We start from the raw sequence: 23,662 nt of genomic DNA, 5'->3' as shown, positions 1-23,662 counted from the left end.
GGGTGTAGTCAGTTATCTTCTTCGGAAAAACATCTTCAAATCATCACATTAGCACATCAACATCATGAAAATACTTGTTCTGGATAATTACGATTCATTCACCTACAATTTGGTAGAATATTTACGCCAACTGAATCCTGGTGAAATTGAAATCCACAGAAATAAAGAAATTGATTTAAACGAAATTGAGAAATTTGATAAAATTCTTCTTTCACCTGGCCCTGGAATACCAGAGGAAGCAGGTATTCTAAAAGCACTGATCAAAAAATATGCGCCTACAAAATCAATTCTAGGGATCTGCTTAGGCCATCAAGCTATAGCTGAAGTTTTTGGCGCTGAACTGGAAAACCCTTTAAAAGTGTATCACGGCATAGCATCCGATATAAATCGATGCAGCGATAACTCAAAAATTCTAAATGGAATTCCTTCTGAATTTAAAGCGGGACGTTACCATTCATGGAATGTATCAGAGAATGACTTACCCGATTCTCTTGAAATCACATGTAGAGATGAAGATGGAATGATTATGGGTTTACGACATAAACAATTTGATGTGGAAGGTATTCAATTCCACCCTGAATCTATACTTACTCCCCAGGGTTTACAAATGATTATGAATTGGTTAAAAGAATATTAATGGAAAAATCTATCCTAAGAATTCATGTTAAATCGAAAAAAATATAAACCGATGCAAAATATACTACATCATTTATTCGAATATAAAACCCTGACAAAACCAGAGGCTGAGACTGTTTTGGTTAAAATCACTGAGGGGAAATACAATGAGGCTCAAATTATTGCCTTTTTAACCGTCTTTCAAATGCGAAGTATCACCGTTGACGAACTGAGTGGATTTAGAAATGCCTTACTCAAAATGGGAATTCCCATTGACTTGTCAGCATACAATTGCATTGACCTTTGTGGTACAGGTGGTGATAACAAAAACACCTTTAATATCTCAACCTTGGCTTCTTTTATTGTGGCTGGATCTGGCAATATGGTCAGTAAACATGGTAACTACAGTGTTTCTTCTTTTTGTGGATCATCCAATCTTATTGAATATTTAGGTTACCAATTCAAAGATACTGAAAGTGAATTACAAGAAGATTTAGAACGATCGGGAATCTGTTTTTTACATGCACCTCGTTTTAATACAGCAATGAAAAATGTTGCTTCAATTAGAAGAAACCTTGGTATCCGAACTTTCTTTAACATGTTAGGTCCCCTTGTAAATCCATCACAACCCAAGAATCAAATTGTGGGCGTTTACGATCTCGAACTGGCCCGACTTTATCAATATGTCTTGCAAGAAACGAACACGCGTTATACTATTATTCACAATATTGATGGTTACGATGAAATTGCCCTAACTGATAAAGTGAAACTCATTTCAAATGAACGAGAAGAAATTCTTAGTCCATATGATTTAGGATTCCGTACACTAGCTCCTGAAGAGATTTATGGTGGAGAGTCAGTTGAAGAGGCAGCCAAACTCTTTGTTAAGATCCTGAAAGGAAAAGGTAGTGAAGCTCAAAACTCGGTGTGTATTGCCAATGCCGGTCTAGCCATACACTGCCTGCATCCTGAAATTTCAAGAGAAGATGCTATGGATAGAGCTAGAGTTTCCCTGGAATCTGGTAAAGCTTTATTGGCACTTAACAAACTTGTAAAAAGAACTATTTAAGAATAAGTCATGCACGATATATTACGCACCATAATCGAACAAAAACATAAAGAAGTTGAGTTGCTTCAAAGTCAATATTCTATTAATGATTTGAAACAAGCGCAGCTCTTTAGTCGCACTTGTTATTCAGCTAAAGCTGCTATAACAACTGATAACAGTTCAGGCATTATTTCTGAGTTTAAAAGACGATCGCCTAAAAAAGGACCTATTAATCCTGATGTAGATATTAAAACCGTTGTTCAAGCCTATCAAAAAGCCAATGTTTCTGTTGTTTCAGTATTAAGCGACACGCATTTTTTTGGAGCTCATAATGATGATTTTATGAAAGCTCGAGAGTATTTAAACTTACCTCTTTTGCGTAAAGATTTTTTAGTAGATCCCTATCAAATATATCAAAGCAAGGCTATGGGAGCTGATCTGATTCTTTTGATAGCAGCTATACTGACTCCTAAAGAGGTTGAGAAAATGAGCCGAATTGCTAAAGATCTGGGTTTAGAAATTCTTTTGGAGATTCACGATGAGTCGGAGCTAAAGCACATCAATCCTTTAATTGATTTAGTTGGTATTAATAATCGCAATCTGAAAGATTTTTCTGTAGACTTGAATCATTCTATTCGTCTTTCAAAACAAATTCCAGATCGTTTCGTAAAAGTTGCCGAAAGCGGCATCAAAGGAGAAGATGATATTCAATTTCTAAAAACGAATGGTTTTCAAGCCTTTCTTATTGGTGAATATTTTATGAAACAGGGCGATCCGGGCAAAGCCTGCTCTGAATTAATTCAAAACATAGCTTTTAATAATTAACAAGATGAAACTAAAAGTATGCGGGCTTAAAAGTCCAGAAAATATAGAACAACTAACAAAGCTTAATATTGATTTCATGGGCTTTATCTTCTTTGAACTATCCAAACGATTTGTTGCTGATACACTAAGCAAAGAGATCATAAAGACCATCCCAAATCAGATCAAAAAGATAGCTGTATTTGTGAATGCAAGATCAGAAGATATCCTATGGACTTTGAAAGATTACGACTCAAAGTTCAACTACATTCAATGCCATGGGGATGAAACGCCAGAATTCTGTCAGGACTTGAAAAAGATGGGATTTGGAATCATCAAAGCCTTTCAAATGGATGAAGAATTCGATTTCAGTCAATTAAAAGCTTATGAGTCGGTTGTGGACTACTATTTATTCGATACATCCTCGAAAAATTATGGCGGAAGCGGACAAAAATTCGATTGGACTCTGCTCAATAAATATCAGGGTAATAAACCCTTCTTTTTGAGTGGAGGCATGAAACCAGAGGATGTCAAACAATTACAAAACTTTAATCACCCTCAATTTTACGCCATCGACATCAATTCGCGATTTGAAGATGAACCTGGTTTAAAAAATATCGAATCTATTAAGACGTTCTGTGAAAACCTAAATCAAACTTCAAATATTAACGAGTGAAAATAATAATCACACATTAACAAATTCGCTCATCAACACATTAACTCATCATGAATTATCAAGCAGACAATAAAGGTTTTTACGGCAAATTTGGAGGAGCCTACATCCCTGAACTTTTACGTAGAAATATAGATGAACTCGAAAATGCCTATTTAGATATTTTAGAATCGGAAGATTTCAAAACAGAGTTTGCACGCCTACTCAACAACTACGTTGGCCGACCTACTCCCCTCACTTTTGCGAACAATTTATCAGCAAAATATCAAACTCAGGTATATTTGAAACGTGAGGATTTAAACCATACGGGAGCACATAAAATAAATAATACAATTGGACAGATTCTTGTGGCAAAACGACTGGGAAAGAAAAGAATCATTGCTGAAACCGGAGCAGGACAACATGGGGTTGCAACAGCAACTGTTTGTGCACTTTTCGGACTAGAATGTGTCGTTCATATGGGTGCGCTTGATGTGGAAAGACAAGCTCCTAATGTGGCTCGAATGAAGATGTTGGGTGCCACCGTTATTCCTTCTACCTCGGGTAATCAAACCCTAAAAGATGCAACCAATGAAGCCATTCGTGACTGGATTGCCAATCCCCACTCCTTCTACCTAATCGGATCTGTAGTTGGTCCCCATCCTTATCCTGATATGGTGAGTCGCTTACAATCTATAATTTCGGAGGAAATTAAAGAACAGCTGAATAAAGAACAAGGAAATCCGAATCCAAACTATGTGGTAGCTTGCGTAGGTGGAGGCAGTAATGCTGCAGGTGCATTCTACCATTTTCTCGACGAAAAAGAGGTTGAGCTTATAGCGGTTGAAGCAGCTGGCAAAGGAATTGATTCATCTGAAACGGCAGCGACTATCACGATAGGATCCACAGGGTTTATACATGGAAGTAAAACCTTGTTGATGCAAGATGATGATGGCCAGATCATTGAACCTTATTCTATTTCAGCAGGTTTAGATTATCCAGGTGTTGGGCCTATTCATGCACATCTGGCTGAAACAGGTCGCGTGAATTACATCAGCGCTACTGATGATGATGCTCTTAATTCTGCGAAGGTTTTGGCTCTGAATGAAGGTATTATTCCAGCCCTGGAATCAGCTCACGCACTTACTGCTCTCGACAAAATACAATTCAAAAAGGATGACATTGTAGTTGTCATTGTATCAGGTCGTGGTGATAAGGATATGGAAACCTATATGAACAATTTATAATTTCATATTTATAATTTTTGATTTTATAAATCTAACACATCATCTCATTAACAGATCAACACATCACCTCATGAACAGAATAGACAATTTGTTTCAGAATAAAAAACAAGATATATTATCCATCTATTTTCCTGCTGGGTATCCCAACTTAAACGATACAGTACCTAATTTAGAATTATTACAAACCGCTGGCGTAGATATGGTCGAAATTGGTATTCCTTTTTCTGATCCTTTGGCCGATGGTTCGGCTATTCAAGCCGCAGCAAAGCAATCTCTTGATAATGGCATGAAGCTTCGATTGCTTTTTGAACAGTTAAAAGACGCACGACAGACAGTCAGCATGCCACTAATCCTTATGGGCTACTGGAATACAATATATCGTTATGGAGTTGATCAATTTCTAAAAGATTGTAAAAAGATTGGTATCGATGGCTTAATCATTCCAGATTTACCATTAGAGGAATTTGAGGCTCATTACAAGTCCGATTTTGAGGAGTATGGCATTTATAATGTCCTACTGGCTTGTCCTGAAACCGATGAAGTTCGTTTTCAAAAACTGATTACTGCCACTCAAGGCTTTCTTTATTTGGTATCATCATCAGCAACAACAGGCGGAAGCGTGAAGCTTGATGAAGAACATAAGGCTTACTTTAACCGAATCAAAAAAATTGAAACTCCTAGCCTTATTGGTTTTGGAATAAATAACAAAGAGAGTTTCAATTATGCTTGCCAGTATGCCAACGGGGCTATTGTTGGCACGGCCTTTATTAAAGCATTAAAAAAAAATAAGGCAAAAGATTTCATCAAAAAAATAAAATAAGATTCTAATATTAAAACAGAAAAGCACTGCGACTCAAATAAGAGAAAGCATTGCTTTTTTTGTATTTAATCAATTCAAATTTATAATCTTTTCAGTCGCATTATAAAATCACCATGTGGCATAAGCTTCAACCACAATCGTTCTGCATGAACAAAGAACCTTCTGAAAAAATCAAAATATAAGGTCAGATAAAAGAAAGCTGTTGTCAGCCAGATGAAACCCAAATTGAACCAGAAAGTTTCAATTAAGTAATTTCCTAAACGCTTTTCAGCTGCATAAAAGTGTGCTCGGCCCACTTTATGCTCAGGTGATTTAAATATCGGATCTTTTAACCGAACCAATTCCCCCTTATACTCGGTGAATTTGGTTAATTCCCTTTTATTAAGCACAACCTTTTCAATGGCTTTGTTGTGGTATCTCTGCTTAAAAGCAAATAGTTCATCTGAACCGCCATATTCTTTAAGCAAATCATGGTAAGCCTTATCTCGCTTAGTAGATGCACGAGAATACCTACCACGGAAAACTTGTTGTAAATCATCGAGCCATTGATTAACCGAATCAGCATTAGAAACAGAAATATCTTTAGGAATCGCATCTATATCAGACAATTTAGCAAACTCACTTCGAATTAGTTTAAGCTTTTTCTCTCCATTCTGATTCTTATGAGTAAGGCGCACATAGGCTTTGAATCGTCTTGATAGTTCAGGAATTAAAAATGACGCTTTATATGAGGCATCGCTCATCTCCTTTTCCAAATCAAAAAATTGTTTCTCAAATTCATTCTTACTAAACTGCTCCACCATTAAAGCCTCATAAGCCCATCTTGAAGTCATTAAATCGCCGCAAACAGGTACATATTTTTGAGTTGTGATACTCGGATGAAGCTTATTGTAACTCACAATAACACCAGAGAATAAAAGCTGAGGAACCAAAATAAATGGGATAGAAACATAAACAGCTACTACCGAATTCAGGGAAGCAGACAGATTTAAACCTATGAGATTAGCACAGGCAGATACCGTATACAACATCAACCAATACTCAAAATTTAAACCTTTAATTTCCAGAATTGAATTAGCAATAATCACAAAAAAGAAACTTTGAATAGCTGAAATTCCAAGCATTACAAGAACTTTGGAATTAATATAACTCAGACGACTCAAATTAAGAAATGACTCACGTTTAATAATACGTCTATCGTGAAGTATTTCCTCTGCTGAAATAATCAGACCTAGGAATAGTGCCACCACTACTGCCATAAAAATATAGGATGGTAAATTTTCATTTTCTGCAAATATATAGGTCGACGGATCATCAATTGTTCCAATAATATACTTAGTGAAATAACCCAATATCACAGCCAAAAGAGGTGCTTCAAAGAGCGTAATCATCATGTACTGAATATTACTCAATTTGGAATTAATATCTCTCGACAAATAGATTTTCAACTGCTGATAGCGTTGTGGAATTTGAAAATAATTATCTGGCAGGACTGTTTTCTTCTTAGGTGTTTGAATTGCTTTCTTACTTTCTATTTTCTCTTTATAATAAGCATACCACTCCTCTGATCCTCTTTTGCGCTTACGAATTTGTTTGCCATATTCGTTCGTCATTTTGGTCTCAACAATCTTCAGAATCTGCTCAGAGCTAACATTACCACAAGTCAAACACTCACTTTCGTCTGCATTCACGAAATGACTCTGGGTCTTAAAATAAACAATGGCTTCAACAGGATTTCCGGAATATATAACTCTTCCTCCCTGATCCATAATAATCAAAACATCAAGCAATTTGAATATATCGGATGAAGGTTGATGAATATTACACATGACCAATCGTCCTCTAAGAGTCTGGCGTTTCAATAAAAGCATCACCTTCTCCGAATCCATACTTGACAAACCCGAAGTCGGCTCATCAACAAATAAGATGGATGGTCGTCGCATCATTTCCAAGGCGATATTCAAGCGCTTACGCTGACCGCCACTCAATATTTTATTAATAGGATCGCCAACCTTTAAATCTCTAGCCTCAATCAAATCGAATTTCTCAAGTGTATCCTCAATAATATTAAGAATATCATCTTCGGAAAACTTATCGAAACACAGCTTAGAATTATAATATAAATTCTCGAATACAGTTAATTCTTCAAGTAATAAATCATCTTGAGGCACATAACCTATAACACCTGCAAGCTTGTCTTTCTGCTTATGTATATCGTAACCATTAATCCATATATTCCCTGAATTCAAAGGCAAATTACCGTTGAGAACATTCAGAAGAGTTGATTTTCCAGTACCACTCCCCCCCATAATCCCAATCAACTGGCCAGATTCAGCTTTAAAACTGAATGAATGAATACCATTTTCAGTCCCCTTAAACTTAAATTCAATATCCTTAGCAACTAGATTAATCTGAGAACGATTTTTCAGTACAATAAACTCAGCAACAATTTGAGAATAATAGATCGGATCGATACGTGAAGAACGAATAACGGACCCGAAAGTGATCAAGTAGCTTCTGTCAATCTTGATATTATGGCCATTTAGGAAGAGATTATATTCTCCAAAATATTTGATTAAATAGGTATTGGTACTCTTGATTCGAAGGACAAAAACCCGCCCACGAAGCTTTGGCACATAAATATGCTTAACAAGCTCATCTTTAAAATCCTCGTTACTATCAATGAGCAATAAATGTTCATTAAATGGAATAGAATATTCATCTCCTAAAATAAATTGCTGTGCATATTCAAATTCCTCATCTGAAATTTTAAATGTACTTGAAACGGTTTGAACAAATTTAAGAATCTCATCCCCAACGAATTCCGAATCATCAATAAATTCGAGCAATTGAAGCATGATCCAGACCTTTTGTTCCTGATCAACTTCTTCCAATAAGCTAACACAAACTTCAGTCAATTGCTTATGCTTGGTCTGTATATAATCCAAATTTCCGTTATCGTAATAGGATGCTTTTAAAAAGGTGTCAAAATCGCTTAAATACCTCTCCTGCCATTCTTTATTGAATCTGGTTTCTAAATAATTGGCAACCACATCGCGTGCAGCCAGTTCAAAACCGTGTTTTTGCTCATCAACAATGATGGCAAACAATTTCATTAAAGCATTTAAAACTGATTCGTTCATTCGTAATTTTTAGGGACAGCAAGTCTTATTTTTTTTGCAAGTGCTCTAATTTATATAATTTTAAAGAGATATCCTGACCATATGCTTTATGAAATTTAAATGAATGATTACTCATCTGAATATAAGTAATTTATCAAACATAGAGTCAATTCAATTAAGCCTCAGCCTGCAAACGTTTTCATAAATTAATTACATTTTTTTCTTGCATGATAAAAAAATCCCTCCTACATTGCGAGCAACAAATAAAACAAAATGACTGTATTAAATTCATATTTCTGGTTCTATTTTTACTTTATCAAATGATAGAGCGGAACCTGATATGTAAATATTACAACAAAATATTTTAAAGGCTTCGCTAAATGCGAAGCCTTTTTTTTTAGATCAAAATTTCAATACAACAGAATGAATACATCAATATCATATAACTATTTCTTTTATTTCTGGTTCTTCTATTTTAGAAGCGATCCGAGACTGTATGACATCATCTGAACTAATAATATATCAGAATAATGTGCAAAGCGTCTCGGGGAAATCCACGAGACGCTTTTTTTATTAGCCAAAATTATAAAAACAACCATCAGAATTTAATCACAATGCAAGTAGCTATACAAGGTGTAAAAGGTGCATTCCACGAAGTGGCAGCTCGAAATTATTTCGGAAATGATATCGAAATTCTACCTATGCTTCATTTCTCCGATCTGGCAGAATCTGTTCAAAACGGAGACTGCGACTATGGAATCATGGCTGTAGAAAATACCATTTCAGGTACCATTCACGCCAATCTCAATTTAATTCGTGAGCACAAACTCGTTGTTTGTGGTGAAGAATATCTTAGAATAAGACAAAATTTGGTTGCTAAAAAAGGAACTAAAATAGAAGATCTTAATGAAGTTCATTCTCACTATATGGCTATTAACCAAACAAGAAAATTCTTTAAGCAACACCCCAATGTTCACCTTGTAGATTCAATTGATACCGCTTTAAGTATGAAAGAGATTGCAGAAAACAATCTTGACAAGAGAGGTGCCATTGGAAGTCTCTTAGCAGCTGAACACTACGATCTTGAAGTACTTGCAGAAAGTATTGAGACGAATAAAAAGAACTACACACGTTTCCTGATTTTAAGAAATAAAGAAACCTGGAATAAGAATGATAGCAATAAAGCTTCAATGGCCTTGGTTCTTGATAACCATCTAGGAAGTTTAGCTGAAATATTATCGATTATTGCCTCTCACAATATCGATTTAAGCAAAATTGAATCCGTGCCTTTGGTTGGTGAACCCTGGCATTATCAATTTTATCTCGACGTTCTTTTCGATGATAAAAGCAAGTATCACAACATGATTACTGAAATAAGTAGCAAGCTTGATAGAATAGATATATTAGGTGAATACACCAATGGCAATCAATCTTACTCAAAAATACATCACCATGACAATTAGAACAGCAGATAGATTATTGCGAGTTGAAGAATACTACTTTTCAAAGAAATTAGCTGAAGTGGCACAACTCAAAGAAAATGGAGCCGATATTATCAACTTGGGAATTGGAAGCCCAGATATGCCTCCACACCCCGATGTAAAAAAGGAATTGGTTTATGCCTGCGATCAAACAGGAAGTAACCATTATCAATCGTACAGAGGTTTAGAAAGTTTTCGCCAAGCCATTGCACACTGGTATAAGTCAATCTACGATGTTGAATTGGATGCTAGCAAGGAAATATTGCCACTAATGGGATCTAAAGAAGGCATCATGCACGTTTCAATGGCTTTTTGTAACCCCGGAGAAACAGTTCTTGTTCCGAATCCATGTTATCCCGCTTATTTATCAGCAGCCAAACTTTTAAACATAAACCTCAAGTTTTATAATCTAAAAGAAGAAAACAATTGGTTACCCAATATGGAAGAGATCGAATCTCTGTGTGATGATTCTTGTCGGATGATCTGGACCAACTACCCTCATATGCCAACGGGTGCAAATGGGAATATGGAAGTCTTCAAACAACTGGTTGACCTAGCTAAAAAGAAGAATATCCTTGTCGTTAATGATAACCCATATAGTTTGATATTAAATGACAAACCAGAGAGTTTACTAAAGGTTGAAGGGGTTAGTGAATTTGTATTAGAAATGAATTCATTGAGCAAATCCCACAATATGGCAGGCTTTAGAGTGGGAATGCTTTGCGGATCGGAAAAAAATATCAATCACGTTTTAAAAATAAAAAGCAATTTCGATTCAGGTATGTATAAACCCATACAATTAGCCGCAAGTAAAGCTCTAGCATTAGATACAAGCTGGTATAAAGAACTAAATATCAACTACCAAAAACGTAGAAATTTAGTTTGGAGCTTGGCAGATAAGCTAAACTGCAAATACAAAAAAAATAGTGTTGGCATGTTCGTTTGGGCTAAAATTCCTGACGAATACAATTCAGGAGAGGATTTTTCTGATCATTTACTCTACAACAAAAGTGTATTCGCTACACCAGGTATAGTATTCGGGCAGGAAGGGAAAAAATACATTCGATTTTCACTCTGTGCCACAGAGGAAACTATAATAAAAGCAATCGAGAGATGCGAAAAGAATGTAGAAACACTTGTTAATATTTGAAAAAGGAAATACAATGAAAGTAGGAATAATAGGTCTTGGTTTAATAGGTGGTTCAATAGCTACAGATTTGCGAAAACGTGGATTTGCTTCCAAAATATTAGGCCACGATTCAAGTAAGCTTCACGCTGAAACAGCACTCAAATTTGGTTTAATTGATTCAGTCAGCAACATGGATGAGCTAATTGATGAAAGTGAGTTAATTGTATTGGCTATACCCGGAGATGCAACGCTTAAGCTTTTACCTAAAGTATTGGATAAAATCAGTACTCAGGTTGTTTGTGATGTTGCTTCCATAAAAAGTCAGATTTGTGAAAGAGTTAAGTATCACCAAAATCGTAAGCAATTCGTTGCGACTCACCCAATGGCTGGAACTGAGCATTCGGGACCTTGGGCTGCAAAAGCAGGCCTTTTCGACGGAAAAGCAACCATATTTTGCGATGCCGAAGATAGTGATGAAAACGTGCTGCAAACGGTTCACAAAATGTATGAGTACCTCAACATGCGAGTGCTTTATATGAGTGGTTTCAATCATGATGTGCATGCAGCCTATATTTCTCATATTTCACATATCAGCTCATTTGCATTAGCTCTAACAGTTTTAGAGAAGGAAAAAAATGAAAAAAATATTTTTGACTTGGCCAGTGGTGGTTTCGATTCAACCGTACGATTAGCCAAGAGTGATGCCGAGATGTGGGCGCCTATTTTCAATCATAACGCTGAGAATGTTTTAACGGTTCTCAACACCTATATAGAGAGTTTAAATAGGTTTAAAACAGCGATCGAAAATAGAGATCGAGATGGTTTAGTCAACATGATTTCAAAGGCAAATCGAATAAAAAGAGCACTAAGAGAATAAAACCACAAGTAAATTATACGTTCATATTTTAATTAGTGATGAAAAATTGCTAACTATCAGCTAAATTACAGAAGAAATGAAAAGTAAGTTAGATTTAAACAAGATTGAAAGACCATTAATTATTGCTGGCCCATGTAGTGCCGAAACCGAAGAACAAGTTCTCAACTCTGCACGTTTATTGCAGCAAGAGGGCATTAATATATTCCGCGCTGGTATTTGGAAACCACGTACCCGTCCAAATTGTTTTGAAGGTGTTGGTACTGAAGGCTTAGAATGGCTTAAAACAGTTCAAAAGGAAACAGGTATGCAAACAGCTACTGAGGTAGCCAATGTCAACCACGTTTTCGAGGCTCTTAAATATGGAGTTGATATCTTATGGATTGGAGCAAGGACTTCAGCCAATCCTTTTGCCATGCAAGAAATTGCGGATGCGCTTAAAGGTGTTGACATTCCTGTTTTGGTGAAAAATCCAGTGAACCCTGATGTTGAATTATGGATGGGTGCTTTAGAAAGATTGGAAAAAGCAGGATTGAAACAACTTGGTGCAATTCACCGTGGATTCTCGAGCTACGAACATAGTATTTACAGAAATATTCCACAATGGCAAATTCCGATTGAGCTAAAAAGACGAATGCCTAATATGCCAATTATTTGTGATCCAAGCCATATTTGTGGTAATCGTGAATTATTACAATCGGTTTCTCAAAAAGCCATGGACCTTAACTTCGATGGTTTGATGATTGAAACGCATCCTACACCAGATGAAGCATGGAGTGATGCTCAGCAGCAAATCACTCCAACTCAACTCACACAGCTTCGTTCTAATCTGGAGTTACGTGTGGAGCATCCTGATGGTATCTCTTTGGACACTCTTGAAGATTTACGTTTCAAAATTGACCAATACGACAATGAAGTCATGGCTATTCTTCAAAAGAGAATGGAAGCAGCCAATGCAATTGGGCAATATAAGAAAGCTAATCACATGACCATTCTTCAGTCTGGACGTTGGGAAAATATTTTGAAGAAGCATTTGGCTCAATCTAAAGACACCAACCTTAGCGAACGTTTTATCAGTAAGCTTTTCAAAGCGATTCACGAAGAATCTATCGCTCACCAAACTGAAGTTATGAACGTGAAGAAATAAATTTCATACTTCAAAATAGAAAAAGGGTGTCTAAAATATTTTAGCACCCTTTTCATTTTATATCTATCCTATCAAAAAAAATCACTCAATTACTGAATTTGCATTCTTAACAGATCAAAACAATTCGGCATGTCCATTCTGAAAATTATGCCATTCTGGGCGATTCATTTACTTTTTAGGCATTCATATTTTGGATTATCGTTTACAGATAAAGTAAGGATTCAATAAATCAGCCTTATTGTAGACTAAATCTTCTCCAGATCCCAGTTGTTTAATTACGGCACCCGAAGCCGAGACGATAGCATGACCAGCAGCGATATCCCACTCCATAGTTGGTGCATAACGTGGATAAACATCAGCAGATCCTTCAGCAATTAAACACAGCTTCAGCGAACTTCCCTTTGAAACCATTTCAACCTCATCTCCATTATCTCGCAAGGATTCAATAAATAAGCGAGTCTCTTCATTCATATGCGATCGTGATCCCACAACACGTATGCCCCTTTTCTTTTGTTCAAGAGGTAAGTTCTTTGATACAGACATCAAAACCTCAAGCTGAGTACTTTCTGTTATCTCATCACAACGAAAAGCACCTAAAAGTTCATCGGCAAAATAAAGCTGCTGATATACGGGCACATAAATAACACCTGCAACTGCTTTCCCATCTATCACCAAAGCAACATTAACCGTAAACTCATCGTTACGCTTAATAAATTCCTTGGTCCCATCCAATGGATCAACAATCCAACATTCTTTCCAATCTTTACGTTCTTCGTAAGGTAAATGTGTTCCCTCTTCACTCAAAATTGGAATCTCAAATTGATCTAAAACAGAAACAATCGCATGATGTGCTCTTTGATCTGCAATGGTCAATGGACTATCATCCGATTTCAACTGTACATTAAAATCATCCGATTGATAAACCTCCAATATCTCTTTCCCTGCTTTTATGCATGCCTCTATGGCTGCTGATAAAAGCTCTTTTCTATAGTCTTTATTCATAATTTAATGCATTCTAAATTTGATTGGAACCGTATAACCAACCTTCACTGGTTTACCATCCAACTTCCCTGCAGTCCATTTCGGCATAGCAGAAACAACCCTTAAAGCTTCCTGATCAAAATCGGAATTCAATGACTTACTAATGTTAGCGCCAATAACCAACCCATCCACATCTATGACAAAGCTAACATAGACATCTCCATAAAATCTTTTTTCTATCGCTTTTTCCGGGTATTTTAGATTATCACCTAGATATTTTTTTAATTTCATTTCTCCACCAGGAAATTGAGGCATTAGATCAACCTCACCAAAAATATTATCAATGTATGGCTCCCCATTTTCGAGCCAGTTCTTATTTCCACTTACTTGATTGTTTTTATATCTAGTTATCGATTCTAATTTTCCTGACGGATAATACTCCTTTACCTGCCCTTCCCAATGCTTAAATATTTTTGATTTAGAGAGCCCCTCAATTCTTAACTTACCATTTTTGTGGTATTCTTTGATATAATAGTAATCACCTACCGGCTTAAACGTTTTATAATATTCATTTCGTGTAAACTGATTCAATATTTTAATCGTCGAATCATTTTCAACAGTAAGTATTCTAGTGTGCTTTGATCTGATCCATCGATCTCCTTTCTTAACTAAATAAAGTAGTTTATACTCATTCTCACTTTTCTTTTTAATCTTAGTAAGATGGCTGGCATCCTCCTTACCTATGGCTGGCTTATTGTTTGCCTTATAATAAATCGTTGTATCATTTTGCGAATATCCAAATTGGAATAGAAAGACAAAAATTATAGCAAGTAAAAATGACCTCATCCTTGTTCAAGTATTATTATGTGAATAAATTTTTTGATAAAAATAAATAATTTATTTAACAAAAATAATACTAAAAAGCAATTCCTCTAATAAAAGTAAATATAGGAAAGTATAGACACACAAACCACCATATAGATGATCGTCAGTGGAAATCCAATTTTAAAGAAATCGCCAAACTTATAAGCTCCCGGACCATAAACCATCAAGTTGGTTTGATAACCAATAGGTGTCATGAAATTAGCAGCTGCAGCAAAGGCAACAATCAATACAAAAGGTTCTGGATTGAGATGCAGATGGAGTGCCATGCTCAACGAGATTGGGAAAATAATGGCAACGGCAGCCTTATTGGTAACATAAGCAGCTAGAACTGTTGTAATGAAATAGATTCCAAAAAGTATACCGACTCGACCTAAAGGCATAAAAACGGATATCAGAAGGTCCGCAACCAACTCGGCTAAACCCGATTTAATCATAGCTGTACCAAAAGCCAGAGAGAGGGCAATAATCATCGCCAAGTTAAAATCAATACTGGCTGCAATATCCTTAGGGTTAGTAATCTTAAGAGCCAAAATCACAATAATCATCACAATCAATGTCATAAACAAAGGCACAATTTTTAAAGCTGATAAAATCACAGCCAGAATTGTACCTCCCAATAACAAACCAATCTTGTAATTCTCTTGCTTACGAAATTCCTTCACCTTTGAAATAAAGTAGAAATCCTGAACGCGTTGTGTTCTTGCAGTAAAATCGTCCCCTCCCAAAAGAAGAAGGACATCACCAGCACGAACTTTCACATCACCAATTTTACCAGACATTCGCTCCCCATTTCGATGAATGGCAATAACTGCCGCATCGTATTTTCCTCTGAAATTGGCTTCTTTCACCGTTTTAGATATCAAAGTCGAGTTGTGAGAAACCACAATCTCAACCACCTCAAGTTGCTTTTTATGACTCAACATTCCAACAGTAGGTAAGGTTAATCCCTTGTTTGCTAGAATCAAATCTGCAATCGTTTCAGTCGCACCTGCAAAGAATAAACAATCGCCCTCTTCTAAGATAAATTCTGGAGAAACAGCTGCAAGCTTAATGTTGTTTCTTTTGATTTGAAATAGGTATAGGCCCTGCAAGTTGCGTAAGTTGGCTTCTCCAATACTCTTCCCATTCAAATCCGAACCAGGACGCACATGAGCCTCAACAATATACTGACGTGAATTCTTTGAGAATTTATCCAAAGTATCAGCATTATCAGGTAATAGCTTCTTCCCCACAATTAAAATGTAGACTGAACCAATAAACATCATCGGAATACCCACATAGGCAAAGTCAAACATATCCAAAGACTCCAGACCTGGAATAATATTTTGATCCACAACCATACCATTTACAATTAGGTTGGTTGATGTTCCTATCAGCGTGATACAACCTCCTAAAATAGCTGAGTATGAAAGGGGAATCAAAAGTTTTGAGGGTGAAATATTATTTCGTTTACTCCAGGAGTGCACATAGGGCATCATGACGGCAACCAAGGGGGTATTATTCAAAAAAGCAGAGAATCCACCTACCAGAAGCATCATTCTCCCCATAAATTGCCGGTAGGTTTTCGCTCGCTGAAACACCTTATCGAATAGATTCTCAACAATACCTAAATCTCTTATGATATCGCCAATCAAGAGTAGCATTAAAATCACCACAACCTGATCGTTGGCAAAACCACCCATAATTTCTGAAGGGGTTAAAACGCCAAAAATTCCCAAAGCCACAACACCGATGAGAAAAGTAAAGGCAGGACCAATCCATTCCTTATAAAAGGATAGAACAATAAAAATTAATACAATTGATACAACAATGGCATCAAAACTGAGCATATGGTAGAATTTATAAGATCGCTTCTTAAAAGCTTCAAATGAACGAATTAGGTGCAGAAAGCCAATCAAGCAGCTTTACGCAGGTATTTTAAAATACGAATATACGAAAAATCTAAGGCGAAGTCCCCCATTCTTATGCTTATTTATGACTAATACAATTAAGAGGTTGTATTAGTCATAAAACTTATCAAAAACTTAATTGACTCATTCCCTGCTGTTAAGAGAATCCCATATACTTTCATATCTTATTCACGCTAAGAGCGCCTAAGTCATAGGGAAGGAGAATTCGCGAAGAACCGAGTCAAGAGGACTCAAATATTAATAGCGGATTAAAGAGAATAAATGTAATTTTGCTACCCTAAAAAAAATGATGATGCAAGCTGTAGACAGACCTCATATAAAAAGTCAATTTCAAGACAAGGACATTCAAATTCAAACTAAGGAAATTGAATTACCTCTTGAAGCAATTCTCCCCTATTGGAATCCAGAAGAATTTAATGCCCATTGCCAAACGGGATGTGAGAATTTTTCGAAGAAATGGACCTGTCCTCCACATTGCCCTACCTTTATGGAATATGCGGCTGATCACACTCACATTAAATTAATTTTATACAAGACCGATTGCGATCAATTCTCCTTTATAGAATCGAACGAAAGAGCATTAACAGCTTATAATTTTGCAAAAGATTTATTGCAAAAGAATTTGAGAAATGCTGAAGCTGAAACCGAACGTTTTATTGGACCAAACTCATGTGAGATCTGTACTATCTGCAAGGCTGCGCAAGCTGATGCCTGTCACCTGCCTCACTTAATTCGCTACAATTTGGTCGCCTTTGGTTTTAATGTGACCCAAATAATGGAAGACTTATTCCAACATAAACTTGAGTGGGCTAAGGCCGAACAAGTTCCCAATCATGTTAGTTCAGTAGGTGCAATTCTATTCAAGAAATAGAGCATCAAGCTTTATTTTTAATAAATTAGCGACTCTTTTAAAAACAATCTAAATGAGATACTTCAGCTATACACTTCTAGCCCTTCTGATTTCGACATTGGGAATGGCGCAAAAAACGTGTTGCAAACAAGCCAATGCGCTTAAAACGCTTATCTATTCTCCTGAATTGATCAGCGATCAACTTTCATCAAAGGTGAATGAACAATCCGGAATGGTGTGGCATAAGGATTTATTTTGGGTGATTAACGATAGTGATTGCGCACCCGAACTACTGGCTTATAATATGAAAGGTGAACTGAAAAAGACGATCCACATTAGCAATACCAATAACAGAGACTGGGAAGATTTGGCCGAAGATGAAAACTACATTTACATTGGTGACTTTGGAAATAATCGAGGCGCTAGAAAAGACTTACGTGTACTTCGCGTTTTGAAATCGGACATGGAGAAACAAACAGAACTAAGCATTGATTCCATCACATTTGCCTGGGCAGATCAGCAAAACTTTGAGAAGCGAAATATGAAACACGATTTCGACTGTGAGGCCTTTTTTGCCTTTGGGGATTCCCTTTACTTTTTCACAAAAAACTGGGCAAACAAAAGGACACGCCTGTATAGCATGTCGAAACTACCTGGCAACTATCAGTTAAAACCAATAGCTGACTTCGATGTAGATTTTATGGTGACTGGGGCAGATATTACAGCCGATGGTAAAACCGTCGCTTTAGTGGGGTATAAAAACTACCGTACCTATATGATGTTATTTACAAACATTGAAGGTGAAAATTTCTTTGCCGGCGATGCTATACGTTTAGACCTTGAATCTTTAGGTGGTAGCCAAACCGAAGGCCTGGTTTTTACCGACAAAAATGAGCTCTACATCAATACCGAGGAAACCAGACAGCCGCAAGCACTTTATAAAGTGGATTGGAAAAAGATAATTAGTAGTGATTAGTCAATGGGCATTGGGGAAATCTAGTTTGTGATTTCAATATAGCTCTTCAACTAAATATCTAGACTTCGTTTTCAATCTATTGTCATTCGTAATTGATAATTCGTAATTAATTAGACTGAATTTCTGCTGGCGTTGATATTGCCATAGACAGAGCGAACCACCATTTTCTCAAAGATCACTTTACTGGCCGTATCCTGAGCCAATTTTTGCAAAGCATATTGTTGAATCACTAATAAGGGTAAGACAATAGCTTCCCTATTTTCTATCGATCGTTTTGAGATGGGTTCATCGGCCATCAGTTCATCGTATTCCGTGATTTCAAGTATCATCTTTTTTGACAGCTGGTATTCATCAAACAAGATGCGCCAAAAATCGCTATACGCATCATTTTTTTCCATATAAGCAGTGAGTTCAAAATAGCATTTCGACAAGGACATCATACTGTTTGAGATCAGAGCCTTGAAATAGGGAACCTCTTTGTATAAAGTTTTTAAATCTTCCAACCTATTCTGATCTTTGAGACCTTTCAAAGCCGTTCCAATGCCAAAGTAGCCCGGTATATTTTGTTTCAATAAACTCCAGGAGCCCACAAAGGAAATGGCTCTCAAGTCGGTCAATTCCAGTTGTTTCTTTTGCCCTCGCTTTACAGGTCGGCTTCCAATCTTAGCCTTTGAATAATATTTTAAAGGACTGACATTTTCCAAATAAGGAATGAACATCTCATGATGCTTTAGCGCATCGTATTTCTTAAAACTCAATTCACTTAAATCTTCCAATAAGCGCCTGGACGCTTCAGAAATAGTAGCCTCATCGTGATAGGTGAAATTATATAGCCCTGCTGATATCAACTGTTCACAGCTGTATTGAAATTGATCTTTGGTACCGTAAGTACTGGTAATGGTTTGTCCTTGTATGGTCAGTTGAATCTCTTCATTGGATATTTTGGGCCCCTGTGAAGCATAGAACCGATGTGTCTTTCCTCCTCCACGAGCTGGTGGTCCTCCCCTTCCATCGAAGAAAATGGATTTAATCTGATACGTCTCACACAAGGCGGTCAGGGCTTCTTTGGTTTTGTATATAGACCAGTTCGCCTTTAAATAGCCACCATCTTTGGTTCCATCAGAAAAACCCAGCATCATTGTTTGCTTATTATTTCTTCGCTTTAAGTGTTCAGCATAAGGCTCTGTATTAAAAATGGTTTCCATAATCTGACTCGCTTCACTCATGCCTTTCATGGTTTCAAACAGTGGAATGATATCAAAATTAATATCGCGAACATCATGAGTCATCCATCTGAATAAAGCAAAGACAAACAAAATGGAAAAGATATCTTCAGAATTACTAATGATATACCGGTGACAGCCTTGCTCTCCATTCGACAATTGAATAGATGGGAGCTGAATCATATTGGCTATTGTATCAGCCACAAGAGGATCGTAGGACTGAAAATCAGACAGATTAATTTCCTGATTCAGAAGAATATCAAGCAATTGATCTGTTGACAAGTCCTCAAGAGTCTTATTGATTAAACCCTGTTCCTTAAGAATATAAGTGATGACTTGCTTATGTACGGAATGATCCTGTCGGATATCAAGAGAGGCAAAATGCGTTTTGAAAATACTCACTTTGTCAATGGTATCCTGAAGTTCATTTAAATATAAGGCATTATATTTTTCCTGAATAATCTTTTTGATCTCCAGCAGGGGATTTAATATAGATGGGTAGGTCAGACAATAATCGGCATTAAACATGGCCAGATATAACTGATCTCTCAGTGCTTCAATTTTCTCATCAACATGTTTGAAAGTGATTTTACTGCAAAGTCGCTTAACATCTGAGTAATAACATTTCATTAAAGTCATTCTTAACTCATTGGCCACTTCTTTGGTTATCTCACTGGTGACGTAAGGATTCCCATCTCTATCGCCACCGGGCCAAAAACCTAAGGAAACAATCTCAGGATTATCCAAATTGGTGACTTTACTCTTCATTCGGCTATAAAGTTCCCCGATAGCCTGATAGTAGACGTTCTTACAGAAATAAATAATATTTTTGGCCTCTTCCAGAGGCGTCGGACTCTCAGTATTAATCAGTGATGTTAGGCCTAGTTGATTCAACAATAGGTCAATCTCATTCACGTCGTTCTGCACAATCTGCCCTCTTAGTTCACTCATAATATCGAGAACAGCAGGCTGATAGAACTGAGTGGGATGGGCCGTCAAAACAATACGGACTTTAAAGTCTTCAAGCTTTTGAGAGATGTCTTCCCCATGACCACCATTTTTACTTTGACTCATCAAATCAGATAGCCTTGAATCGTCAGCATCTTCACGAATTGCGGGCAAAGCAGCATCTTCGATACTATCGAACAAAACAACCTGCCGCTCAACGTAAGAGATCACTCGAAATAAAAAATCATTCCTCTCATCTTCCGTTTTAAGATGGGTATGTGTATCAAAAAAAGAATCGATGATTTCGATGGGGCTCATCGATGCCCTTAAGCTTTCTTCACTGTAAGCTGAGAGCAAAGGCAGAAGCTGCCCAACATCAACCCCTTGATAAGGCAAATTGAGAAATAGGCTGTTATAAACCAGGTATTTCTTCTCTATTAAATTCTCAAACTTTTTTAGACTCGTATTTTCAGTTCCAGATTGGCTTTTCATAAGCAGACGATTGTAAGCGTGATACAATAGTCTTAAAATACAAATTTTAGGGCAGACTTAAGTATTTTGAGATACTTTGTTCAAAAGAGACGCATTGCCTAAGATAGTTATCTGATGAATTTTCTTAATCATGATAAATTATCAGATAACTGATAAAATGAGAAACTTTAAAATAAAAAAAAATTGAACCACAGATTACACAAATTATTAAACAAAATAAATAAGCTTAAACTATACAGAAACAATGCATTTCTTAATCCCAAAAGGATTACATGTTTATAGCACAACGATGATTATCCTTTTGTTTGACTCCTTCGGAGTCATATCTTTTTTTTCAATATCCTTATCTATAGACATGCGAATCCTTCGGATTCGAATTATTTCGGATTACAAATCCAATTACTCCCAACCTGTGTATTACAAATCCACAAGAGCTCATATCTAAGAGAGCGGGCGGATTACTATGGTGCACTGTGAAAAGTTGATGAAATATAACAACACTAACCCATTACTATTTCTTTTACTGGTTGTGGCATAGCGTCACACACATCATATGGTACAATTTTTTTTCTCATTTCGCCTTTATCTTCAAAATGTCGATAGATATCAAATGTTTTTTCCGTAAAATCATCTTCCTTTTCATTTTTCTCATAGAAGAATATTTTAATAGACCTACAATATTTGTTCTCAAAGATAGTCCTAAGCATCGTTCTATCAGATAATCCACAAGAGTGTCCATATATATGGACTTGGAAGTCATCAGACTCTAAAAAACTTAATAACTTAAAATAATTCCTATTTTTTGAATATTCAAATGATTTAATATGTGTGTAATAGTCATTGTCTTTCAAATCTTCAAACAATAAATAATCTTTATCAAACTCATCACCAAAACCGAATATAGGTTCTCCATAATCGCCATTCAAATTTCCATGAATGTAGTTGATGATAGATTTAATTCTCTTGCCACTTTCAATAAAGTAGGGTTCTAGAGTATTAGTGTAATTAAAGTTTAAAAAATACAATGAATCTGGTTCCGTATTATCCTCTGAATCAAAAACTTCTTCATAAATAATTTCTTCAGTGAAACGATTAACCATAGGGGCTAAATCAAATACTTTTTTTGCATGTTCTTTTTCTTGACGTTGCAGATATTCAATCAATTTCTCTTTTAGGCAGGCAAATTGAATGTTTAAATCTTTTGTTCTGACTTCTCGCCTTGCACTATTAGTGGTAGATTTAAGTAGAGAAAAGTATTCTATCTCAATATCAACCCAATTACTAGATTCCAATTTTGATTTAATATTCTTTAAAAGAACTGACTGGGTAACTATAACTTCATGTTTGTTTTCAAAATTAGTTAACATATCAAATGTTTCATCAAGCTTAATCACCTGTTTATCGATAAAGTAACCATTAGATTGTTTAAAGCTCATTTTTAAAAGAGCGTCATCATATACATTCTTATCTATAAACGTATTAACAGCATTATTATAATAATCCGTAATAAAATCCTTAAAACTTGTTTTCATTCCATGAGCTAAATCAAAGCCATTCCCTATTATAATTAGTCTATTCATTATATTTTTCTATTCTAGTGTTTCACTGAATTTACCTTAGCCCGTTTCTTAATAGGCACTTCTACATTCTTATCAGCAATCAAACTAAGCTTAATTATTGTACTATTGATAGTAGAGTCAATTTTAGTAAGCCTTTCAAGAATTTCGGCATCATCTGTTTTATCCCTATTCTCAGTAACTATAACCTGCTTTGGTTTTTCTGGTATTATCCTACTTATAAATGGTGACAAGAAGATCGAAAGTATAGCTATTCCAATTGAGATATACGATATCTTTTTAGCTGTTTGTGAGGACTCCCTTGACTCTTTAATTTCTAAGTAATCTATATACTTCTGGATAGATTCACCTTTAATGTATGATTTATCAGCGCTGCAATCATCTACATCCTTTATTCTACTTTTCGAAATTCTGTAATGGTTTCCAATTGGACCTCCCGTTTTGCTTGATAAAGCCAGTGATTCAAGATCTTTATGATAGAAATTGGTATAGAACCAAATAGCAAAATTTACTCGAAATGATTCATCTTTTAGCTTTTCTACTAGTCCTAACTCCTTAACAACATCATCAAATGAAATGCCTGTAGTTTCATTTCTGAACCCTATTTCAAGAGCTTTTATGTAAATATTATCCTTCATTCCATATAAATTTTATCGATTTACTAAAGTAATCATTATTTAACTTTGCTTTTTATCATTTCGAAGTAATTATAGTAGATAAAATATCATTTGCGTCTCGAAATTGATTCTCCTGTCACTGGACTTGCAACAAAAATGTGGACAATAAGTTAAGTCATGCCGCTCTCTTTTGATTATTTAATAGCCTTCCGTATTCTAAAGGCGAAAGATAATTTAAAGAAGAATGCCTTCTACATGTATTGTACC

At 36.0% G+C, this 23,662-nt stretch carries 19 protein-coding genes; 12 read left to right on the top strand and 7 right to left on the bottom strand.

Features of this window, described 5'->3' with window-relative positions; translation table 11 throughout:
* Positions 1 to 64 precede the first annotated feature (64 nt).
* The 6 genes from DWB61_RS15425 (at position 65) to trpA (ending at position 5,183) form a co-directional block, all read left to right on the top strand.
* Positions 65 to 637, top strand: coding sequence for an anthranilate synthase component II (locus DWB61_RS15425; protein WP_125031815.1), 573 nt, complete (start codon positions 65 to 67; stop codon positions 635 to 637).
* A 51-nt stretch (positions 638 to 688) separates the two neighbouring features.
* Entirely contained in the window at positions 689 to 1,684 is a 996-nt protein-coding gene (gene trpD / locus DWB61_RS15420) for an anthranilate phosphoribosyltransferase (protein WP_125031814.1), read from the top strand.
* A gap of 9 nt (positions 1,685 to 1,693) precedes the next feature.
* Positions 1,694 to 2,488 carry an indole-3-glycerol phosphate synthase TrpC gene (trpC, locus tag DWB61_RS15415; RefSeq protein ID WP_125031813.1) on the top strand — a complete coding sequence of 265 codons (795 nt, stop codon included), beginning with the start codon at positions 1,694 to 1,696 and terminating at the stop codon, positions 2,486 to 2,488.
* A gap of 4 nt (positions 2,489 to 2,492) precedes the next feature.
* Positions 2,493 to 3,140: a phosphoribosylanthranilate isomerase gene (locus DWB61_RS15410; protein ID WP_125031812.1), complete on the top strand. Its 648-nt coding sequence runs from the start codon at positions 2,493 to 2,495 to the stop codon at positions 3,138 to 3,140.
* A 50-nt stretch (positions 3,141 to 3,190) separates the two neighbouring features.
* Complete coding sequence (trpB, locus tag DWB61_RS15405; RefSeq protein WP_125031811.1) at positions 3,191 to 4,363, top strand: tryptophan synthase subunit beta; 1,173 nt, start codon at positions 3,191 to 3,193, stop codon at positions 4,361 to 4,363.
* Between the two features lie 70 nt (positions 4,364 to 4,433).
* Positions 4,434 to 5,183: a tryptophan synthase subunit alpha gene (gene trpA / locus DWB61_RS15400; protein WP_125031810.1), complete on the top strand. Its 750-nt coding sequence runs from the start codon at positions 4,434 to 4,436 to the stop codon at positions 5,181 to 5,183.
* An 80-nt stretch (positions 5,184 to 5,263) separates the two neighbouring features.
* On the opposite strand, the gene DWB61_RS15395 is transcribed toward trpA, so the two are convergent.
* Positions 5,264 to 8,326 (bottom strand): ATP-binding cassette domain-containing protein, encoded by a 3,063-nt coding sequence (locus DWB61_RS15395; RefSeq protein WP_125031809.1) that lies wholly within the window; start codon positions 8,324 to 8,326, stop codon positions 5,264 to 5,266.
* A 593-nt stretch (positions 8,327 to 8,919) separates the two neighbouring features.
* Here DWB61_RS15395 and DWB61_RS15390 point away from each other — a divergent pair.
* The 4 genes from DWB61_RS15390 (at position 8,920) to DWB61_RS15375 (ending at position 12,936) form a co-directional block, all read left to right on the top strand.
* Positions 8,920 to 9,768, top strand: coding sequence for a prephenate dehydratase (locus DWB61_RS15390; protein WP_158614445.1), 849 nt, complete (start codon positions 8,920 to 8,922; stop codon positions 9,766 to 9,768).
* Entirely contained in the window at positions 9,758 to 10,936 is a 1,179-nt protein-coding gene (locus DWB61_RS15385; RefSeq protein WP_125031807.1) for a pyridoxal phosphate-dependent aminotransferase, read from the top strand. The genes DWB61_RS15390 and DWB61_RS15385 overlap by 11 nt, the downstream gene beginning before the upstream one ends.
* 13 nt (positions 10,937 to 10,949) lie before the next feature.
* Complete coding sequence (locus DWB61_RS15380; RefSeq protein ID WP_125031806.1) at positions 10,950 to 11,792, top strand: prephenate dehydrogenase; 843 nt, start codon at positions 10,950 to 10,952, stop codon at positions 11,790 to 11,792.
* A gap of 76 nt (positions 11,793 to 11,868) precedes the next feature.
* A complete protein-coding gene (locus DWB61_RS15375) occupies positions 11,869 to 12,936 on the top strand; it encodes a bifunctional 3-deoxy-7-phosphoheptulonate synthase/chorismate mutase type II (protein ID WP_125031805.1) in 1,068 nt (355 codons plus the stop codon).
* A gap of 195 nt (positions 12,937 to 13,131) precedes the next feature.
* On the opposite strand, the gene cysQ is transcribed toward DWB61_RS15375, so the two are convergent.
* From cysQ to DWB61_RS15360, 3 genes are all read right to left on the bottom strand, one after another.
* Entirely contained in the window at positions 13,132 to 13,938 is an 807-nt protein-coding gene (cysQ, locus tag DWB61_RS15370) for a 3'(2'),5'-bisphosphate nucleotidase CysQ (RefSeq protein WP_125031804.1), read from the bottom strand.
* A 3-nt stretch (positions 13,939 to 13,941) separates the two neighbouring features.
* Positions 13,942 to 14,763 (bottom strand): energy transducer TonB, encoded by an 822-nt coding sequence (locus tag DWB61_RS15365; RefSeq protein ID WP_125031803.1) that lies wholly within the window; start codon positions 14,761 to 14,763, stop codon positions 13,942 to 13,944.
* A gap of 86 nt (positions 14,764 to 14,849) precedes the next feature.
* Positions 14,850 to 16,631, bottom strand: coding sequence for an SLC13 family permease (locus DWB61_RS15360; protein WP_125031802.1), 1,782 nt, complete (start codon positions 16,629 to 16,631; stop codon positions 14,850 to 14,852).
* Between the two features lie 373 nt (positions 16,632 to 17,004).
* Between DWB61_RS15360 and DWB61_RS15355 the strand changes: the two genes are divergently transcribed.
* Positions 17,005 to 17,583 carry a DUF2284 domain-containing protein gene (locus DWB61_RS15355; RefSeq protein WP_158614444.1) on the top strand — a complete coding sequence of 193 codons (579 nt, stop codon included), beginning with the start codon at positions 17,005 to 17,007 and terminating at the stop codon, positions 17,581 to 17,583.
* Positions 17,584 to 17,635: 52 nt separating this feature from the next.
* Complete coding sequence (locus DWB61_RS15350) at positions 17,636 to 18,538, top strand: hypothetical protein (RefSeq protein ID WP_125031800.1); 903 nt, start codon at positions 17,636 to 17,638, stop codon at positions 18,536 to 18,538.
* 110 nt (positions 18,539 to 18,648) lie between these two features.
* Here DWB61_RS15350 and DWB61_RS15345 read toward each other — a convergent pair whose 3' ends face one another.
* From DWB61_RS15345 to DWB61_RS15335, 3 genes are all read right to left on the bottom strand, one after another.
* Positions 18,649 to 21,201, bottom strand: a complete 2,553-nt coding sequence (locus DWB61_RS15345; RefSeq protein ID WP_125031799.1) for a phosphoenolpyruvate carboxylase — start codon at positions 21,199 to 21,201, stop codon at positions 18,649 to 18,651.
* 500 nt (positions 21,202 to 21,701) lie between these two features.
* Entirely contained in the window at positions 21,702 to 22,781 is a 1,080-nt protein-coding gene (locus tag DWB61_RS15340) for an AbiH family protein (protein WP_125031798.1), read from the bottom strand.
* A gap of 14 nt (positions 22,782 to 22,795) precedes the next feature.
* A complete protein-coding gene (locus DWB61_RS15335) occupies positions 22,796 to 23,416 on the bottom strand; it encodes a hypothetical protein (RefSeq protein WP_125031797.1) in 621 nt (206 codons plus the stop codon).
* Positions 23,417 to 23,662 lie beyond the last annotated feature (246 nt).

It is taken from the genome of Ancylomarina euxina (genome assembly GCF_003863355.1).
Classification (GTDB): Bacteria; Bacteroidota; Bacteroidia; order Bacteroidales; family Marinifilaceae; genus Ancylomarina; species Ancylomarina euxinus.
Note: the sequence above shows the minus strand (reverse complement) of the source record. Positions and strands in the feature narration are given on the sequence as shown.

What these genes read in the sequence shown, in the direction of transcription:
- DWB61_RS15425 (WP_125031815.1), top strand. Translation starts at nt 65, where the DNA reads ATGAAAATACTTGTTCTGGATAATTACGATTCATTCACCTACAATTTG.
- trpD (WP_125031814.1), top strand. Translation starts at nt 689, where the DNA reads ATGCAAAATATACTACATCATTTATTCGAATATAAAACCCTGACAAAA.
- trpC (WP_125031813.1), top strand. Translation starts at nt 1,694, where the DNA reads ATGCACGATATATTACGCACCATAATCGAACAAAAACATAAAGAAGTT.
- DWB61_RS15410 (WP_125031812.1), top strand. Translation starts at nt 2,493, where the DNA reads ATGAAACTAAAAGTATGCGGGCTTAAAAGTCCAGAAAATATAGAACAA.
- trpB (WP_125031811.1), top strand. Translation starts at nt 3,191, where the DNA reads ATGAATTATCAAGCAGACAATAAAGGTTTTTACGGCAAATTTGGAGGA.
- trpA (WP_125031810.1), top strand. Translation starts at nt 4,434, where the DNA reads ATGAACAGAATAGACAATTTGTTTCAGAATAAAAAACAAGATATATTA.
- DWB61_RS15395 (WP_125031809.1), bottom strand. Translation starts at nt 8,326, where the DNA reads ATGAACGAATCAGTTTTAAATGCTTTAATGAAATTGTTTGCCATCATT.
- DWB61_RS15390 (WP_158614445.1), top strand. Translation starts at nt 8,920, where the DNA reads ATGCAAGTAGCTATACAAGGTGTAAAAGGTGCATTCCACGAAGTGGCA.
- DWB61_RS15385 (WP_125031807.1), top strand. Translation starts at nt 9,758, where the DNA reads ATGACAATTAGAACAGCAGATAGATTATTGCGAGTTGAAGAATACTAC.
- DWB61_RS15380 (WP_125031806.1), top strand. Translation starts at nt 10,950, where the DNA reads ATGAAAGTAGGAATAATAGGTCTTGGTTTAATAGGTGGTTCAATAGCT.
- DWB61_RS15375 (WP_125031805.1), top strand. Translation starts at nt 11,869, where the DNA reads ATGAAAAGTAAGTTAGATTTAAACAAGATTGAAAGACCATTAATTATT.
- cysQ (WP_125031804.1), bottom strand. Translation starts at nt 13,938, where the DNA reads ATGAATAAAGACTATAGAAAAGAGCTTTTATCAGCAGCCATAGAGGCA.
- DWB61_RS15365 (WP_125031803.1), bottom strand. Translation starts at nt 14,763, where the DNA reads ATGAGGTCATTTTTACTTGCTATAATTTTTGTCTTTCTATTCCAATTT.
- DWB61_RS15360 (WP_125031802.1), bottom strand. Translation starts at nt 16,631, where the DNA reads ATGCTCAGTTTTGATGCCATTGTTGTATCAATTGTATTAATTTTTATT.
- DWB61_RS15355 (WP_158614444.1), top strand. Translation starts at nt 17,005, where the DNA reads ATGCAAGCTGTAGACAGACCTCATATAAAAAGTCAATTTCAAGACAAG.
- DWB61_RS15350 (WP_125031800.1), top strand. Translation starts at nt 17,636, where the DNA reads ATGAGATACTTCAGCTATACACTTCTAGCCCTTCTGATTTCGACATTG.
- DWB61_RS15345 (WP_125031799.1), bottom strand. Translation starts at nt 21,201, where the DNA reads ATGAAAAGCCAATCTGGAACTGAAAATACGAGTCTAAAAAAGTTTGAG.
- DWB61_RS15340 (WP_125031798.1), bottom strand. Translation starts at nt 22,781, where the DNA reads ATGAATAGACTAATTATAATAGGGAATGGCTTTGATTTAGCTCATGGA.
- DWB61_RS15335 (WP_125031797.1), bottom strand. Translation starts at nt 23,416, where the DNA reads ATGAAGGATAATATTTACATAAAAGCTCTTGAAATAGGGTTCAGAAAT.